The organism is Mycobacterium sp. DHQP2018-32-09 (assembly GCF_058148405.1).
The window spans coordinates 63,682-79,663 of the sequence record NZ_JBYVYK010000027.1 but is presented as its reverse complement, the minus strand read 5'-3'; the positions used below and the strand labels follow the sequence as shown (position 1 = coordinate 79,663).

The following is a 15,982-nucleotide window of genomic DNA, read 5'->3' as shown; positions in this document are numbered from 1 at the left end:
CCAGATAGGTGATCGCGGCGCCCGACAGGCCCATCTGTTTGCGCAGGTCTCCGGCGGTCATCCGGACCCCGTTGGTCTCGGCGATCATCACGAACAGCAGGGCACGGAGTCGCCGCGGGAGAACTGCGCCGCGGCCGCGGCGGCCCGCGCGGACTCGGCGGTCGAGGGCACCGGATCGGGTGACCGTCCGGCCGTCGCCGACTCGCCCAGCGCGAGCATGGCCGCGACGGCGACGATCAGCACCGCGAGGGCGGCCACCCGGGAACCGCGAGTCGACACGCGTCGAATATCTCAGCCGACCGGGCCCCGATCAAGGGAGTCTGGGCACACCCGTGACCTATGCTGGGAACGTCACGTCCGCAACCGAACGGCAAAACATGCCCGACACGACCGGTACCTTGACCAGCCGGCAACACCTGGAACGTCTCATCAGTGCCGACCTTCGTGAGGTCACCTCCGAATCCGATTGGGTGGCACGCTCGTTCGCGCATCAGAACGACGTCTCCGCCAACGAGTTCCGGGCCCTGCTGTTCGTGATGATCGCCGAGACCAACGGGGTCCGGATGACCGCCGGAGACCTGCGCAAACAGATGGGCCTGTCGGGCGCCGCGATCACCTATCTGGTGGAGCGCATGGCCGAGACGGGGCACCTGCGCCGTGAGGTGGATCCGAAGGACCGGCGCAAGGTGATCCTGCGCTACGCCGACCACGGGCTCGACGTCGCGCGCCGGTTCTTCGCCACGCTCGCGGAGTTGAACCACAGCCACCTCGCGAACGTCCCGGACGCGGATCTGGAGGCGGCGCACCGCGTGTTCGGTGCGCTGCTCGATTCGATGCGGGAGTTCCGCTCGGGGCTGGCCACCGACATCGGCACCCCCATCGGCACCACTGCCGCGCAGGGCGCTCCCGTCGAGACCGCGCCCGCGCAGGGCGCCGCCGTCGCCCAACACGGCTGAGCCCGGACGCCTCGGATCAGTCGCGGTTGAGGGCCGCCTCCTCCAGGTCCAGGCCGTGCAACAGGCCTCGCAGCACCTCGTCGTTGATCGCGCCGGCGTCGCGCTGGGCGATGAACTCCTGCCGCTCGGCGGACAGCATCTCCAGCCGGAGCCGGCGGAACGTCGCGGCCGGGCTCTCCTGACCGATCTCCTCGTCGCTGCGCCCGAGTTCCTCCCAGGCCGCCTGACTGCGCCGTTCGTTCCACGCGCGCAGCACCTTCGGCGTGTACTCGGGCAGGGCGCCCGGGCGCTGCTCGGCAAGCAGTTCGTCGAGGCGCTCCGCGGCGGCGCGGGCCGCCTTGGTCTGGGCGGCCGCCGCCTCCAGCGCGTCGCGGTGGGTGTCGTCGCCCTGCACGTCGAGCGTCCGGATCAGCCACGGCAGCGTCAACCCGTGGAGCAGCAGCGTGCCGACGACCACGACGAACGTCAGGAACACCAGCTGAGGTCTGCCGGGGAAGGCGTCGCCGGAGATCGTGGTCACCGGCACGGCGAAGGCGGCGGCCAGCGACACCACGCCGCGCATGCCCGCCCACGCGACGACGAACACCTCCGCGGGTGACGGCCGGGGTGCCGCGCGCGCCGTGGACGACCAGGCCAGCGGCAGGTAGGCGAACGCGTAGACCCAGGCGATGCGCACCACGATCACGGTGGCCAGCACCGCGGCCGACGCGATCGCCAGCGTCTTGGCCGAGATCCCCGCCAGCTCGCCGACGACGGTGGGCAGCTGCAGCCCGATGAGCAGGAAGGCGAACGACTCCAGGATCAGCTGGACGGCGCGCCAGACGGCGTCGTCCTGCAGTCGGGTCGCGTAGGTGGCGCGCGTGGAGCGCTGCCCGAGCAGCAGGGCGGCCGCGACCACCGCGATGACACCGGAGCCGTGCAGCTCCTCGGCGACGAAGTAGATGAAGAACGGGGCGACGAGCCCGATGGCGCTCTCGACCAGCGGATCGTCGAGCCAGGTCCGCACCTTGTCGATCAGCCAGCCCAGGACGCCGCCGACGGCGACGCCACCCACGGCGGCCAGCGCGAACGTCGCCAGCCCGTCACCCCACGAGCCCGCCGCGCCGATCGCGGCCCCCAGGGCGACCTTGTACGCGGTCAGCGCCGTGGCGTCGTTGAGCAGGCTCTCCCCGCCCAGCAGCGTCATGATCTGCCGCGGCAGGCCCAGCCGGCGCCCCACGGCGGCCGCCGACACCGCATCGGGTGGCGCGACGATGGCGCCGAGCGTCAACGCGGCCGCGATGGTCAACTCCGGCACCGTGTGGAACGCCACCACGCCCACGGCGAACGTCGTCGCCAGCGGCAACCCGACGGCCAGCAGACCGATGGGCCGCACGTTGCGGCGCAGCGCCACGTAGCTGCTCTCCAGCCCGGCCGACCACAGCAGCGGCGGCAGGATCACGAACAGCACCAGCTCCGGGTCCAGGGTGATGCCGTGCAGACCGGGGATGCTTCCGGCCACCAGACCGGCGACGACGAGCGCCAGCGGGGCCGACACGTCGTAGCGCCGGGCGATGGCGGCGAGCAGCACCGCCGCGACGAGTGCGGCGAGCAACGGGGCACCCACGTCGTGCACCTCCTATTCTGATGACCATGCGGAGGAGAACGCGGCGACGCGAGACGAATTCCCCGCCTCCGACGTGCGAGCACCTCACCGCTGCCGTCGACCGGGCCGATCCCGAACCACTGACCCCCGGGCGCTGCCAGGACTGCGCGGAACACGGCGAGACTACCTGGGCGCACTTGCGGATGTGCCTGACGTGTGGGCACGTCGGCTGCTGCGATTCCAGCCCCCACCGGCACGCGACGGCGCACTTCCACGACACCGACCACGCGGTGATGCGCTCGGTGGAGCCCGGCGAGAGCTGGCGCTGGTGCTACGTCCACGCCATGGTCGACGCCATGGTCGACACCCGGCCGCGGTGACGGTCTGGCAGGGTGGATCAACGATGACGCAGAACGCCGGAACACACGTGGTGATGCTGCTCGCCGGTGCCGGTCCGAGTGGGGACCTGGCGCTGGCGTTCGAGCGTCTGGGGGCCACGGTCACGACGCTGGACGCCGCCGAGGGCAGTGTCATGGAGGTGACCGCGGCCATCGCCGCGGCCAAGCCCGCCGTCGTGGTCGCCGAGTCGCCCGAGGTGCCCGCGGAGACCATGATCGCCGCGGCCGACCTCGACGACGTGGACGTGTACCCGACGCCGCGCAGTGCGCGGCTGGCGGTGGATCGCGAGGGGCTGCGCAAGTTGGCGGCCGACGAGCTGGGCCTGCCGACGGTGCCGTTCTGGTTCGCCGGGTCGCCTGCCGAGCTGCATTCCGTGGTGGAGCACGCGGGCTTCCCGCTGGTGGTGTCGAACGCCCACGCCGACGCCGGCCGCTCGATCCTCACGCGAGCGGAGGACGTGGAGGCGGCCTGGCAGCGTGCCACCGGTGCCGGGGCGCCGCCGCGCGTGATCGCCGAGACGGTGGTGGAGATCGACGACGAGGTCACGTTGCTGACCGCACGCACCATTGGGCCGTCGGGTCCGGTGGTGCACTTCTGCGAGCCCATCGGGCATCGCCGTACCGACGGTGGACCGTTGGAGACGTGGCAGCCGCACCTGATGTCGGCGGCGGCGTTGGACGCGGCGCGGTCCATCGCGGCGCGCATCGTCAACTCGCTGGGAGGCCGGGGCGTCTTCGGCGTGGAGTTGCTGGTGCGCGGCGACGAGGTGTACTTCGCCGGCGTGCGTCCGCGCCCGGAGGAGGTGGGGCTGGTGACGTTGCGCTCGCAACGGCTCTCGCAGTTCGAACTGCACGCGCGCGCCATTCTGGGCCTGCCGCTGGACACCATCATGATCTCGCCCGCTGCGGCGGAGATCCACGTCGGCGGCGCAGCGGCGGCGGGCGGTCCGCTCGCCGAGGCGCTCGCGGTGCAGGAGAGCGACGTACGCGTGCTCGGCGACGTCCAGATCGCCATGGCGACGGCCCCGGACACCGTGCGGGCCAGGGACCGGGCGCACCGCGTCTCGAGCGTGCTGCGGGCTCCCTGACATGGCCGAACGTCAGTCCGAACCCACGCCGGATCCCGCACCCGAACCCGAACGGCGCACCATCGCGCCGTTCCTGGGGGCCTTGGTGATCATCGTCCTCGTCGTGATCGCCATCGTGGCCGTCAACGCGTTCGACGGCGGCCCCACCCCGGAGCAGGCCATCGGCGAGGCCGTCGCCGCGCAGAACGCCGCGCTGCAGCGCGCCAACTACGCCGACTATCGCACCTGGACCTGCGCGGCCCAGCAGGGTACCGAGTCCGAAGTGCTTGATCGGCAGCGTGTTTCGGTGGCCCAGAAGGGTGAACGCTACGTCGACCGCGTGGGCGCGACGCGGATCGACGGGGACACGGCAACCGCCAACGTCACCTACTACTTCGACCGTGCCCAGGACGACAAGATCAGCGTGGACTTGACCCTGGTCCGCGAGGGTGATGCCTGGAAGGTGTGTTCACCCGGCCCCAGCTAGGTATGGGAGACTCGCGCTCGTGAGCTACGCGGGAGACATCACGCCGGTACGGGCGTGGGCGATGTTGGTCGACGATCCCGAGACCGTACTCGTGGACTGCCGCACCGAGGCCGAGTGGCGGTTCGTCGGCGTGCCGGACCTGTCCGAACTCGGTCGCGACGTGGTCTACGTGGAGTGGAACCGCACCGACGGCTCCCACAACGACGGCTTCATCGACGATCTGATCGCCTCGGGCGTGCTGCCGGGGGAGCGGCCCGTGGTGTTCCTGTGCCGGTCCGGCAACCGGTCGATCGGCGCCGCCGAGGCCGCGACCGAGGCGGGGATCGGCCCGTCCTACAACGTGCTCGACGGTTTCGAGGGCAACCTCGACGCCAACGGCCACCGGGGTGCCACCGGTTGGCGGGCCGAGGGACTCCCCTGGAGGCAGTCATGAGTGATCAGCAGTCGACGCCGAAGGACGTGCCGTCCGAGCCCATTGCGGACGTGCCGTCCGAGCCCATTGCGGACGTGCCGTCCGTGCGCATTCCGAAGGCCCTGCCCGACGGCGTCGGCCAAGCGACCATCGGGGTCCGCGGTGGTCTGCTGCGCTCGGAGTTCGAGGAGACCGCCGAGGCGATGTTCCTGACCTCCGGCTACGTCTACTCGTCGGCGGCCGACGCGGAGAAGGCGTTCACCGGCGAGATCGACCGCTTCGTGTACTCGCGCTACGGCAATCCCACCATCGCGATGTTCGAGGAACGCCTGCGGCTGATCGAGGGTGCACCCGCGGCGTTCGCGACGGCCACGGGCATGGCGGCGGTGTTCACCGCCCTGGGGGCGCTGCTCGGGGCGGGTGACCGCCTGGTGGCGGCGCGCAGCCTGTTCGGTTCGTGCTTCGTGGTGTGCAACGAGATCCTGCCGCGCTGGGGTGTCGAGACCGTGTTCGTCGACGGTGACGACCTCGCGCAGTGGGAGGAGGCGCTCTCGGTGCCGACGCAGGCGGTCTTCTTCGAGACGCCGTCGAACCCGATGCAGGCGCTGGTGGACATCCGCGCGGTGTGCGAGCTGGCCCATGCGGCGGGTGCAAAGGTGGTGCTGGACAACGTCTTCGCCACCCCGCTGCTGCAGCAGGGCATGCCGCTGGGCGCCGACGTGGTGGTGTACTCGGGGACCAAGCACATCGACGGTCAGGGACGCGTGCTGGGCGGGGCCATCCTGGGCGACCGCGAGTTCATCGACGGTCCCGTGCAGACGCTGATGCGGCACACCGGGCCGGCGATCAGCGCCTTCAACGCCTGGACCCTGGTGAAGGGGCTTGAGACGCTTGCGGTTCGGGTGAACCACTCGAACGCCTCGGCGCACCGGGTCGCGGAGTTCCTCGAGGGCCACCCCGGGGTCAGTTGGGTGAAGTACCCGTTCCTGGAGTCCCATCCGCAGTACGACCTGGCCAAGCGGCAGATGCGCGGCGGAGGCACGGTGGTGACGTTCGAACTCGCCGGCGGCTCCAAGGAACGCGCCTTCGAGGTGCTCGACAGGCTGCGGCTCATCGACATCAGCAACAACCTGGGCGACGCGAAGTCGCTGATCACCCATCCCGCCACCACCACCCACCGCGCCATGGGGCCGGAGGGGCGCGCGGCGATCGGGTTGGGCGACGGCGTGGTTCGGATCTCGGTGGGGTTGGAGGACACCGAGGACCTGCTGGCCGACCTCGACCGCGCGCTCGGCTGACGATGTCCACGAACTGACGATGTCCACGAACTGACGATGTCCACGAACTGACGATGTCCAAGGGCTGACGATGTCCAAGAACAGTGCGGCCAAGAAGGCCCGGCGCAAGAAGCGGGTGGCCGCGCGCGATCAGCGGTGGGTACCCGCCGAGGTGCATGCCGACCTGATGGCGGCGACCGCCATCGACGAGGCGCTGAGCACGCGCGGCTGGGAGTACGACGCGGAGTTCTCCACCGACGAGTTCCTGTCGTGGTTCTACCCGCCGTCGGCGGCCGAGTTCGACGACGAGGAGACCGAACCCGTGACGCGCGTGTGGATCACGGACCCGGCCGCGCCGCATGTGGTGCTGGTGGGCTCGACGGCCGTCGACCCGATCTACGACTTCGACGTCGAGGGATTGGTGGACGCGCTGGCCGACATCGAGTCCTACCGTGCCGGCCAGCCGCCTCCCAAGGGTTTCTAGCCCTGCTTCTCCACGACGCCCTGCGCGTCGCGCGCCCGGTCCTCGTAGCCCTTGCGCGCGGTCTTGTCGAAGTCGAGGAACGCCCGATCCAGACCCAGCTTGCGGTTCATCCAGCGGCGGCCGCGCGGGCCGAGCATGGACGCTGCCGCCGCGGTGAAGCGCAGCGGGGTGGGCACCGAGACGTGGGTCTTCGGCTTGTCCAGCGTCTTGACGATGGCCGCGGCGATCTCTTCTGGCTCAACGGGTTTGGTGCCGGGAGTGTTCGCGGTGCCGGAGATCAGCTGGGTGTTGGTGAACGGCGGCATGATCACCGACACGTCGACGCCGTACGGGGCCATCTCGTCGGCCAGGGCGGCGGACAGTCCCACGACGGCGAACTTGGCGCCCACGTAGACCACCTGGCCGGGCAGCGGGATCATCCCCGACAGCGACGCGATGTTGATGACGTGGCCGCGGCGCCGCTTGACCATCTCCGGCAGCACCAGCTGACAGCCGGTCATGACGCCGTAGAAGTTGACCTCCACCGAGGAGCGGATCGACTTCTCGGTCTCCTCGAGGAACGGGCCGATGGGCATGACGCCGGCGTTGTTGATCAGCACGTCGACGTGCCCGTTGCCGTCGCTGCGGGCCTTGTCGAGGAACACCTCGAACGACTCGCGGTCGGTGACGTCGAGGGGGTACCCGGTGACCTGGCCGTAGCGGCCCAGCTCGTGCACGGCGGTCTCCAGCACCGACACGTCACGGTCGCCGATGACGACACGGGCGCCGCGGGCCAGCAGCGCCTTGGCGGTGGCGTGGCCGATGCCGCGGGCAGCACCGGTGATGGCGATGGTCTTGTCCCTGATCCTGTCCATGCGGCCGAACTTTACACGTGTCAAGTTTGCTTGAGAAGAGGGTGTGAACGCCGGGTTACGCTCGTGCCGATGCGAACTGCGGGCACCGGAACGTCGAGGCGGCCCGGGCGTCGCACCACGACGTCGGAATCGACGGGGGAATCGGTGCAGTGACCACGCACGACGACCTGACCTTCGTGACGGTTCGGCGCGACGATCCGCTGGCCGCACCGCTGCTGGCCGAACTCGCCGTCGAGTACGCCACGCGCTATGACGGCACGGTGGAAGGCGTCGCGGCATGGCTGCGCGGCCAACCGGCCGCAGACTTCGCGCCGCCCGACGGCGGCATGGTGGTGGGGCTGCTCGACGGCGACCCGGTGACCGGCGGGGCCTTCTGCCGCTTCGACGATCGGACCGCCGAACTCAAGCGGATCTGGACCCACAGCGGCCACCGCCGCAAGGGGTACGGCGCGGCGACCCTGGCGGTGTTGCAGGCCGACATCGTCGCCCGCGGCTACCGGCGCATCTACCTCACCACGGGACCCAAGCAGCCCGAGGCGGAGGCGCTGTACCTGGCCACGGGCTACCGCAAGCTCGCCGTGCCGCTGGACCACGTCCATCCCGGGTCGAACCCCGTCGCGTTCCTCAAGGACCTCTGAGCGCAGGGACCTCCGAGCGCAGGGGCGTGCCGCTGGGGTACCGCCGTACCGAGGCCGGGCTCTACGCTGCGATGAGTGTCGACGCAACTGATCGTGGGGTGGTTGCTGCTGGCGGCCGCCGTGCTGGTGTTCGTCGGCGGCTTCGGCGTGCGCGCGGCGGTGGGTCGTCGCCGGGACCACCCGCTGGTGCAGCGGCTCTTCGGCGGCATGCGTCGCACCGCGGTGGGGCGACTGCTGTTCGGGCCGGTGGTGGCGGACGCCCTCGACGACCAGGAACTCGACGAGATGATCCTGATGCCCGCGATCACGGTGTCATGCGGGCTGTGTCTGACCGCGATCTTCCTGCTCGGTTGGGTGATCCTGACCTGAGCCCGCGGGTGGCGCGGCGCGGCGCGGGGTCACGCCTCCGCGCGCGTGCACAGCACCGCCAGCGCGTCGTTGCGGGCCGTGACGCCGTCGGGCCCCACGCAGTCCAGCAGACGCGCCCGCAGCGTGGTCTGCCGATCGGCGGGCAGGGTCAGCACGTTGGAGTACGTCGTGACCATGTCGACCCACTGCGGGCCGGTGTAGTGCAGGTCCTCGACCACGCGGTGCTGCCGGGGCGCGAACCCGGCCCGGTTCAACACCGTGACGACGGTGTCCTCGACGGCGACCGACGGGCGCCGGTGGTCGGTGACGATGCCGGCGAACGCCTGCGCGAACACGTCGGGGCCGGGGTCGACGGCGAGGATCCGGTTCCACAGCAGCGCGAGGCAGCCGCCGGGGCGCAGCAGCGCGGTCACCTTCGCCAGGGCGGGCTCCGGGTCGACCCAGTGGAACGACTGGGCGAACACCACCGCGTCGAACGTGCGGCCGGCGGCGTCCCACTGCTCGAAGGGTGCCACCTCGACCGCGATGCCCTTGGCACTCGCGACGGCCGCCATCTGCGCATCCGGTTCGACGGCGAGGACGTCGGCGCCCAGCTCGGCGAGTTGGGCCGACGCGATGCCGGTCCCGGCGCCCACGTCCAGGACCCGTGGACCGGGTGTGGTGACGACAGCGGTCAGCAGGTCTCGCGGGTAGCGGGGGCGGTGCCGGTCGTAGCGCGCCGCCGCGGCGCCGAACGAGTTCGCGCGCCGGCGATCCGAGTGCAGCGTCACCGGGCCGCCTGCTCGGCGGCCTCCCGGATGGGGCCGCGCCACACGGGCCCGTGCCCGGGCAGCACGACGTCGGTGTCCAGCAGGCCCAACGCGGCCAGGCTGCGCACGCACGCCGCCTGGTCGTGGTTGAACAGCCCGGGCAGCAGTTGCGGGCCCTGCCGCGTGGACGTCGGGTGGCCGGTGACCAGGGCGTCGCCGCTGACGAGCACGCCGTCGACGACGTAGGAGCAGTGCCCGCCGGTGTGGCCGGGCGTCGGGATGGCCATCGGCGTCCCCGGCAACGCGGCGGCCACCTCTTCGGTGAGCGCGTGCGCGGTGGGGATGCCCTCGCGCACCAGCGCGCCCTTGCGTCCGATGGTGGCCGACCACAGCGCGAACCGCGGCTGCCACATCTTCAGCGCCAGGTCCATCAGCGAGACCTGCTCGAGGTACTCGCGGTGCGCGTGGCCCACCTCGGCGGCGTGGCAAAACACCGGTGTGCCATGGGTTTTCGCGAACCAGATGGCCGCACCCAGGTGGTCGACGTGGGCATGGGTGAGCAGGATGGCGTGCACGTCGTCGATGCCGAAGCCGAGTTGCCGCACCGAGTCCACGACCTCGTCGCGCTGCCCGGGGAAGCCGGCGTCGATCACCAGGACACCGCTGTCGTCGACCACCAGGGTCCAATTGACCAGATCCGTGTGTGCGAAGTGCACGTTGTCGGTGATGGCCGACACGACCGCCATGCGGCGAGTCTAGCCACAGGAGTAGAAACTATTGGGGAGGGGCCGCAGGCCCGGCCAGGTGGGTCGCACCCCTCCCGCGGACCGAGCGCACGAACACGACCTGGACGAAATTCGACGAGGAATGAAGGCGGAGCATGCCGGGACTGAAGTTGGGATACAAGGCGTCGGCCGAGCAGTTCGCGCCGCGCGAACTCGTGGAGCTGGCCGTGGCGGCCGAGGAACACGGCATGGACAGCGCCACCGTGAGCGACCACTTCCAGCCCTGGCGGCACGAGGGTGGCCATGCGCCGTTCTCGTTGGCGTGGATGACCGCCGTCGGCGAGCGCACGCAGCGGTTGCAGCTCGGCACCTCGGTGCTGACGCCGACGTTCCGGTACAACCCGGCCGTCATCGCGCAGGCGTTCGCGACCATGGGCTGCCTGTACCCCGACCGCATCTTCCTGGGCGTGGGTACCGGCGAGGCGCTCAACGAGATCGCCACCGGATACGAGGGTGAATGGCCGGAGTTCAAGGAGCGGTACGCGCGGCTGCGCGAATCGGTGCGGTTGATGCGCGCGCTGTGGCTGGGCGACCGCGTGGACTTCGACGGCGAGTACTACAAGACCAAGGGTGCCTCGATCTACGACGTGCCCGAGGGCGGCATCCCGATCTACATCGCCGCGGGCGGCCCGCAGGTGGCCAAGTACGCAGGACGTGCCGGTGACGGCTTCATCTGCACGTCGGGCAAGGGCCGGGAACTGTACGAGGACAAGCTGATGCCCGCCATGCGGGAGGGTGCGGAGGCGGCGGACAAGAACCCCGACGACGTCGACCGGATGATCGAGATCAAGATCTCCTACGACACGGATCCGGAGCTGGCGCTGGAGAACACGCGCTTCTGGGCGCCGCTGTCGCTGACGGCCGAGCAGAAGCACTCCATCGACGATCCGATGGAGATGGAGAAGGCCGCCGACGAGCTGCCCATCGAGCAGGTGGCCAAGCGGTGGATCGTCGCCTCCGATCCCGACGAGGCGGTGGAGAAGGTCAAGGACTACGTGGACTGGGGGCTGAACCACCTGGTGTTCCACGCGCCCGGCCACGACCAGCGGCGCTTCCTCGAGCTGTTCCAGCGCGACCTCGAACCCCGGCTGCGCAAGCTGGGATAGACCGTGCCGCGCCACGCCCCGGACCGGGCGTGGCGCGAACGCGGTGCGTTTGACAGGCTAGGTGCGTGGTCGAAGCCTCCGGCACTCACTCCAGCACGTCCATCTACGTCGCTGCTCCCGAAGGCGACACCGGCAAGTCGACCATCGCGCTCGGCATCCTGCACCGCCTGGCGGCCACGGTCGCCCGGGTGGGGGTGTTCCGCCCCATCACCCGAGTCCCCGCGGGACACGGGTCCGACGACGCCGGCCCCGCCGCGGGAGACGACCGGGACTACATCCTCGAACTGCTGCTCGCGCACACCACGGCCGACCTCACCTACGACGAGTGCGTCGGTGTCGACTACGCCCGGCTGCACGAGGATCCCGACTCGGCACTGGCCGACATCGTCGACCGCTTTCACGAGGTGGCGCAACGCTGCGACGCGGTGCTCGTCGTCGGCAGCGACTTCACCGACGTGGCCTCGCCCAGCGAGCTGAGCGCCAACGCCCGCATCGCCGCCAATCTCGGTGCGCCCGTGGTGCTCGCGGTGCGGGCGGCGGGGCGCACGCCCGACGAGGTGGCCCACGTCGTCGAGCTGTGCCTCGCCGAGATCGCCGCGCAGCATGCCCACGCCGCCGCCGTGGTGGCCAACCGGTGTGATCCGGCCGAACTCGACGCGGTGACCAAGGCGCTCGACGGCGTCGGTCCCGCCGGGCTGAAGTGCTACGTGCTGCCCGAGGAGCCGCTGCTGGTGGCGCCGTCGGTCGCCGAGCTGCGAGATGCCGTGCACGGCAAGCAGATCAGCGGTGACGCCGACCTGCTGTCCCGGGAGGCGCTCGGCGTGCTGGTCGCCGGCATGACCGCCGAGCACGTGGTGGAGCGACTACGCGAGGGGCAGGTGGTCATCACTCCCGGCGACCGCTCCGACGTCGTCTTGGCCATCGCGAGTGCCCATGCCGCGGAGGGCTTTCCGTCGCTGTCCGGGGTGATCCTCAACGGCGGGCTGCCGCTGCATCCGGCCATCGCCGCGCTGGTCGAGGGTCTGCGGCTGCGGTTGCCGTTCGTGGCCACCGATCTGGGGACCTACGACACCGCCCGTGCGGTCGCGCAGACCAGGGGCCGGGTCACCGCGGCGTCACAACGCAAGGTGGACACCGCGCTCGAACTCGTCGAGACCCACGTCGACACCGCCGATCTGGTGGCACAGCTGTCGATTCCGATTCCCTCGGTGGTGACGCCCCAGATGTTCACCTACCAGCTGCTGGACCGCGCCCGCGCCGACCGCAAGCGCATCGTGCTGCCCGAGGGTGACGACGACCGCATCCTCAAGGCGGCGGGCCGACTGCTCAAGCGGGCGGTGGCGGACCTGACGATCCTGGGCGACGAGTCCGAGGTGCGGGCGCGCGCCGCCGAACTGGGTGTCGACCTCTCCGGCGCCGAGGTCATCGATCCGCGCACCAGCGAGCTGTGTGACCGGTTCGCGCAGGAGTACGCCGAGTTGCGCAAGCACAAGGGCGTCACGGTGGAGCAGGCGCGCGAGGTCATCCACGACGTCTCGTATTTCGGCACGATGCTGGTGCACGGTCAGATGGTCGACGGCATGGTCTCCGGCGCCCGGCACACCACCGCGCACACGGTGCGCCCGGCCTTCGAGATCATCAAGACCCAGCCCGACGTGTCGACGGTGTCGAGCATCTTCTTGATGTGCCTGGCCGACGAGGTGCTCGCCTACGGTGACTGCGCCATCGTGCCCGACCCCACCAGCGAACAGCTCGCCGACATCGCGATCTCGTCGGCGCGCACCGCGGGCCAGTTCGGCATCGAGCCTCGCGTGGCCATGCTGTCGTACTCGACGGGCACCTCCGGAACCGGGGCGGACGTCGACAAGGTCAGGGCGGCAACGGAACTGGTGCGGGAGCGCGCACCCGAGCTGCTGGTCGAAGGGCCCATCCAATACGATGCGGCCGTCGAGCCGTCGGTGGCGGCGACCAAGATGCCCGACTCGCCGGTGGCGGGCCGGGCGACCGTGCTGATCTTCCCGGATCTCAACACCGGCAACAACACCTACAAGGCCGTGCAGCGCAGCGCCGGGGCCATCGCGATCGGACCGGTGCTGCAAGGCCTGAACAAGCCCATCAACGACCTGTCCAGGGGAGCCCTCGTGGAGGACATCGTGAACACCGTTGCCATCACGGCCATCCAGGCGCAGGGTGGCCGATGAGCGCCGCCGTGCTGGTGCTGAACTCCGGCTCGTCGTCGCTGAAGTACGCCGTGGTGCGGCCGGACACCGGCCAGCAGCTCGCCGACGGCATCGTCGAGCGCATCGGCGATTCCGGCGGTCCGGACGACCATGCCGCGGCGCTGGACGTCGCGTTCCAGGCGCTGGCCGACGGCGGCGTCGACCTCGAGCGCTTGGGGCTGCTCGCGGTGGGGCACCGCGTGGTGCACGGTGGCCCGGAGTTCTACCGCCCCACCGTCGTCGACGACTCGCTGCTCGCCACGCTGGAGACGCTGTCGCCGCTGGCGCCGCTGCACAATCCGCCCGCCATCGTCGGCATCGAGTGCGCGCGCCGAGCGCTACCCGACGTGCCGCACGTCGCGGTGTTCGACACCGCGTTCTTCCACGACCTGCCCGCGGCGGCGGCGACGTATGCCATCGACCGGGACCTGGCCGCCCGGTGGCACGTGCGCCGGTACGGCTTCCACGGCACGTCGCACCGCTACGTCAGCGCGCAGGCCGCGGAGTTCCTCGGCGTCCCGCTGGACTCGCTGAACCAGATCGTGCTGCACCTGGGCAACGGCGCGTCGGCCTCGGCCATCGCGGGCGGCCGCCCCATCGACACGTCGATGGGGTTGACGCCCATGGAGGGCCTGGTGATGGGGACCCGCGCCGGGGACGTCGATCCCGGTGTGCTGGTGTATCTCTGGCGTACCGCAGGCATGAGCGTCGACGAGATCGAGACCATGCTCAACAAGCGCTCGGGGGTGCGCGGGCTCGGCGGCGAGATCGACTTCCGGGAGTTGCACCGCAGGATCGACGAGGGCGACGCCGATGCGCGGCTGGCCTATGACGTGTACGTGCACCGGTTGCGCAAGTACGTCGGGGCGTACCTGGCGCTGCTGGGCAACACCGACGTCATCACGTTCACGGCCGGGGTGGGGGAGAACGACGCGGCCGTGCGCCGAGATGCGTTGAGCGGTTTGGCTCCGCTGGGCATCGAACTCGACGAGCACCTGAACGCGAGCCCGGCCCGCGGGGCCCGCCGCATCTCGTTCGAGACGTCGCCGGTCACGGTGCTGGTGATCCCCACCGACGAGGAGCTGGCGATCGCCCGCGAGTGCGCCGCCGCCGTGGGCTAGTCCCGGCGGGCCGGCACGTTGGGTCCCAACGGGGTGCGGGAGGCGATCGCGAACACCGCGGCGCTGACGAGGAATCCGGCGACGAACGTCAGGTCGCCGAGCACGGGGAAGTGCTCGACGAGCACGCCCACGTAGCGGGTCTGATTGGAGAACAGCCACACCGACACGGCCATGCCGACGATGAGTGCCGGCAGGCCGGCCCAGTTGGTGTAGCGGCGGTCGGCGACGGCGAGCGCGTCGTCGCGGTCGCGGTGCAGCACCGCGTCGGTGCACAGCACGCCGAGCCAGGGGCCCAGCCAGTAGGCCACGACGAGCAGGAAGCCCTCGTAGCTCGCGCCGGCGTCGGCCAGCGCGACGAACGCCACGGCCATGCCCGCGATGCCGAACAGCGCCGACGTGACGGCCCTGGCGTGCGTGCGACCGATGCGGATCCCGATGGCCAGGAACGACAGTGCCGCCGAGTAGATGTTGAGGACGTTGGCCGCCGACGAGCCGAGTGTGATGGCCAGCAGGGCCAGCGCGCCGAGGACGGCGGGTAGCTGCCCGGTGAAGTCACCGACGGGGTTGGCACTGTCGGCGGGGATGAGCGTCGCGGCGGTGGCGCCCACGAACTCCAGCGCCGTCGTCGACAGGAACAGCCCCGCGGCGGCGTAGCGTCCGACGGCGCGCTCGGTGGCACGCCCGGGCGGGTAGTAGCGGGTGTAGTCGGCGGCGTAGGGATTCCAGCCGGCGGCGTAGCCGAACGCGGCCGCGGCCGTCAGCGTGAAGCCGCCGAAGCCGCCACCGGTGCTCGGTGCGGTGACGTCGCCCTTGCCCAGGATCACCACCGCCACGATCAGGAACACCACGGCGAGTACGGGGAACAGGTAGCGCTCGACGCTCTGCACCAGGTTGTAGCCGAACACCGCCACTGCGATCTGGAGCGTCGCGACGCCCAGCAGGCAGACGTAGGCGTTCCAGCCGAGAAGTGCGTTGAGCGCGAACGCCGCGCTGACGGCGTTGACCGCGAACCAGCCGACACCGGCGATCATGGCGCCGATGGTGGCGGGCAGGACGTTGCCCAGCCAGCCGAACCCCAAGCGGCTCAACACCATCTGCGGCAGCCCGAGGCGCGGCCCGCGGGCGGACAGGTAGTAGTGGAATCCCGCCGCCAGGGCGTTGCCCACGACGACGGCGCCGAGGGTCTGCAGGGGGCTGAGGCCGAAGAAGGCCACGCCGATGAACCCGACGAAGATCGTGGCGAACTCGAGGTTGGGCGACGACCACGTCCACAGCAACTGGATGGGCTTGCCGTGCCGTTCGGCGAGCGGGATGGGTTCGGCGCCGCGCGGTTCGATGGCGATGGCCCGATCGCCGTACCGTTCGAAGTCCCCGGCGACGGACCCGGTGACGGACTCGGGGATCGGCGGGGTGGCGCGCGAGGTCGACATGGGGGAATGGTGCCCCCGCCACCCGTCGTCGGGAACGGACACAGT

18 protein-coding genes are annotated in these 15,982 nt (G+C 70.7%); 12 read left to right on the top strand and 6 right to left on the bottom strand.

What is annotated here, in order from left to right; all coding sequences use genetic code 11:
* Positions 1 to 87: 87 nt before the first annotated feature.
* Positions 88 to 279 (bottom strand): hypothetical protein, encoded by a 192-nt coding sequence (locus AC30CM_RS14935; RefSeq protein ID WP_490117668.1) that lies wholly within the window; start codon positions 277 to 279, stop codon positions 88 to 90.
* A gap of 98 nt (positions 280 to 377) precedes the next feature.
* Between AC30CM_RS14935 and AC30CM_RS14930 the strand changes: the two genes are divergently transcribed.
* Entirely contained in the window at positions 378 to 956 is a 579-nt protein-coding gene (locus tag AC30CM_RS14930; protein ID WP_490117667.1) for a MarR family winged helix-turn-helix transcriptional regulator, read from the top strand.
* A 16-nt stretch (positions 957 to 972) separates the two neighbouring features.
* Here AC30CM_RS14930 and AC30CM_RS14925 read toward each other — a convergent pair whose 3' ends face one another.
* Entirely contained in the window at positions 973 to 2,562 is a 1,590-nt protein-coding gene (locus tag AC30CM_RS14925; RefSeq protein WP_490117666.1) for a Na+/H+ antiporter, read from the bottom strand.
* A gap of 26 nt (positions 2,563 to 2,588) precedes the next feature.
* Here AC30CM_RS14925 and AC30CM_RS14920 point away from each other — a divergent pair, with 26 nt between their 5' ends.
* The 6 genes from AC30CM_RS14920 to AC30CM_RS14895 all read left to right on the top strand — a co-directional run bounded on the left by AC30CM_RS14920 (position 2,589) and on the right by AC30CM_RS14895 (position 6,666).
* Positions 2,589 to 2,921 carry a UBP-type zinc finger domain-containing protein gene (locus AC30CM_RS14920; protein WP_490117665.1) on the top strand — a complete coding sequence of 111 codons (333 nt, stop codon included), beginning with the start codon at positions 2,589 to 2,591 and terminating at the stop codon, positions 2,919 to 2,921.
* Positions 2,922 to 2,944: 23 nt separating this feature from the next.
* A complete protein-coding gene (locus AC30CM_RS14915; RefSeq protein ID WP_490117664.1) occupies positions 2,945 to 4,027 on the top strand; it encodes an ATP-grasp domain-containing protein in 1,083 nt (360 codons plus the stop codon).
* Between the two features lies 1 nt (position 4,028).
* Positions 4,029 to 4,493 carry an Rv0361 family membrane protein gene (locus AC30CM_RS14910; RefSeq protein ID WP_490117663.1) on the top strand — a complete coding sequence of 155 codons (465 nt, stop codon included), beginning with the start codon at positions 4,029 to 4,031 and terminating at the stop codon, positions 4,491 to 4,493.
* A gap of 19 nt (positions 4,494 to 4,512) precedes the next feature.
* On the top strand, positions 4,513 to 4,926 hold the full coding sequence (locus AC30CM_RS14905) for a rhodanese-like domain-containing protein (protein ID WP_490117662.1): 414 nt from the start codon (positions 4,513 to 4,515) through the stop codon (positions 4,924 to 4,926).
* 65 nt (positions 4,927 to 4,991) lie between these two features.
* A complete protein-coding gene (locus tag AC30CM_RS14900) occupies positions 4,992 to 6,203 on the top strand; it encodes an O-succinylhomoserine sulfhydrylase (RefSeq protein WP_490117676.1) in 1,212 nt (403 codons plus the stop codon).
* Positions 6,204 to 6,273: 70 nt separating this feature from the next.
* Complete coding sequence (locus AC30CM_RS14895) at positions 6,274 to 6,666, top strand: hypothetical protein (RefSeq protein WP_490117661.1); 393 nt, start codon at positions 6,274 to 6,276, stop codon at positions 6,664 to 6,666.
* Here the strand turns inward: AC30CM_RS14895 and AC30CM_RS14890 are convergent.
* Complete coding sequence (locus AC30CM_RS14890; protein ID WP_490117660.1) at positions 6,663 to 7,520, bottom strand: SDR family oxidoreductase; 858 nt, start codon at positions 7,518 to 7,520, stop codon at positions 6,663 to 6,665. The two genes, AC30CM_RS14895 and AC30CM_RS14890, sit on opposite strands and share 4 nt — an antisense overlap.
* Before the next feature lie 149 nt (positions 7,521 to 7,669).
* On the opposite strand from AC30CM_RS14890, the gene AC30CM_RS14885 reads away from it, so the two are divergent.
* Positions 7,670 to 8,158, top strand: a complete 489-nt coding sequence (locus AC30CM_RS14885) for a GNAT family N-acetyltransferase (RefSeq protein ID WP_490117659.1) — start codon at positions 7,670 to 7,672, stop codon at positions 8,156 to 8,158.
* A 75-nt stretch (positions 8,159 to 8,233) separates the two neighbouring features.
* On the top strand, positions 8,234 to 8,527 hold the full coding sequence (locus AC30CM_RS14880; protein WP_490117658.1) for a hypothetical protein: 294 nt from the start codon (positions 8,234 to 8,236) through the stop codon (positions 8,525 to 8,527).
* 29 nt (positions 8,528 to 8,556) lie between these two features.
* Here the strand turns inward: AC30CM_RS14880 and AC30CM_RS14875 are convergent, their stop codons facing one another.
* Entirely contained in the window at positions 8,557 to 9,291 is a 735-nt protein-coding gene (locus tag AC30CM_RS14875) for a class I SAM-dependent methyltransferase (protein WP_490117675.1), read from the bottom strand.
* Positions 9,292 to 9,293: 2 nt separating this feature from the next.
* The gene (locus AC30CM_RS14870) at positions 9,294 to 10,022 is read right to left on the bottom strand and encodes an MBL fold metallo-hydrolase (protein ID WP_490117657.1); all 729 of its coding nucleotides are present in this window, start codon (positions 10,020 to 10,022) and stop codon (positions 9,294 to 9,296) included.
* A gap of 134 nt (positions 10,023 to 10,156) precedes the next feature.
* Between AC30CM_RS14870 and fgd the strand changes: the two genes are divergently transcribed.
* The 3 genes from fgd to AC30CM_RS14855 all read left to right on the top strand — a co-directional run bounded on the left by fgd (position 10,157) and on the right by AC30CM_RS14855 (position 14,507).
* Positions 10,157 to 11,167: a glucose-6-phosphate dehydrogenase (coenzyme-F420) gene (gene fgd / locus AC30CM_RS14865; protein ID WP_490117656.1), complete on the top strand. Its 1,011-nt coding sequence runs from the start codon at positions 10,157 to 10,159 to the stop codon at positions 11,165 to 11,167.
* A 65-nt stretch (positions 11,168 to 11,232) separates the two neighbouring features.
* Positions 11,233 to 13,368: a phosphate acetyltransferase gene (gene pta / locus AC30CM_RS14860; protein ID WP_490117655.1), complete on the top strand. Its 2,136-nt coding sequence runs from the start codon at positions 11,233 to 11,235 to the stop codon at positions 13,366 to 13,368.
* A complete protein-coding gene (locus AC30CM_RS14855) occupies positions 13,365 to 14,507 on the top strand; it encodes an acetate kinase (protein ID WP_490117654.1) in 1,143 nt (380 codons plus the stop codon). Before pta ends, AC30CM_RS14855 begins: the two co-directional genes overlap by 4 nt.
* Here the strand turns inward: AC30CM_RS14855 and AC30CM_RS14850 are convergent.
* On the bottom strand, positions 14,504 to 15,937 hold the full coding sequence (locus tag AC30CM_RS14850; protein ID WP_490117653.1) for a purine-cytosine permease family protein: 1,434 nt from the start codon (positions 15,935 to 15,937) through the stop codon (positions 14,504 to 14,506). The genes AC30CM_RS14855 and AC30CM_RS14850 overlap by 4 nt on opposite strands.
* Between the last annotated feature and the right edge of the window lie 45 nt (positions 15,938 to 15,982).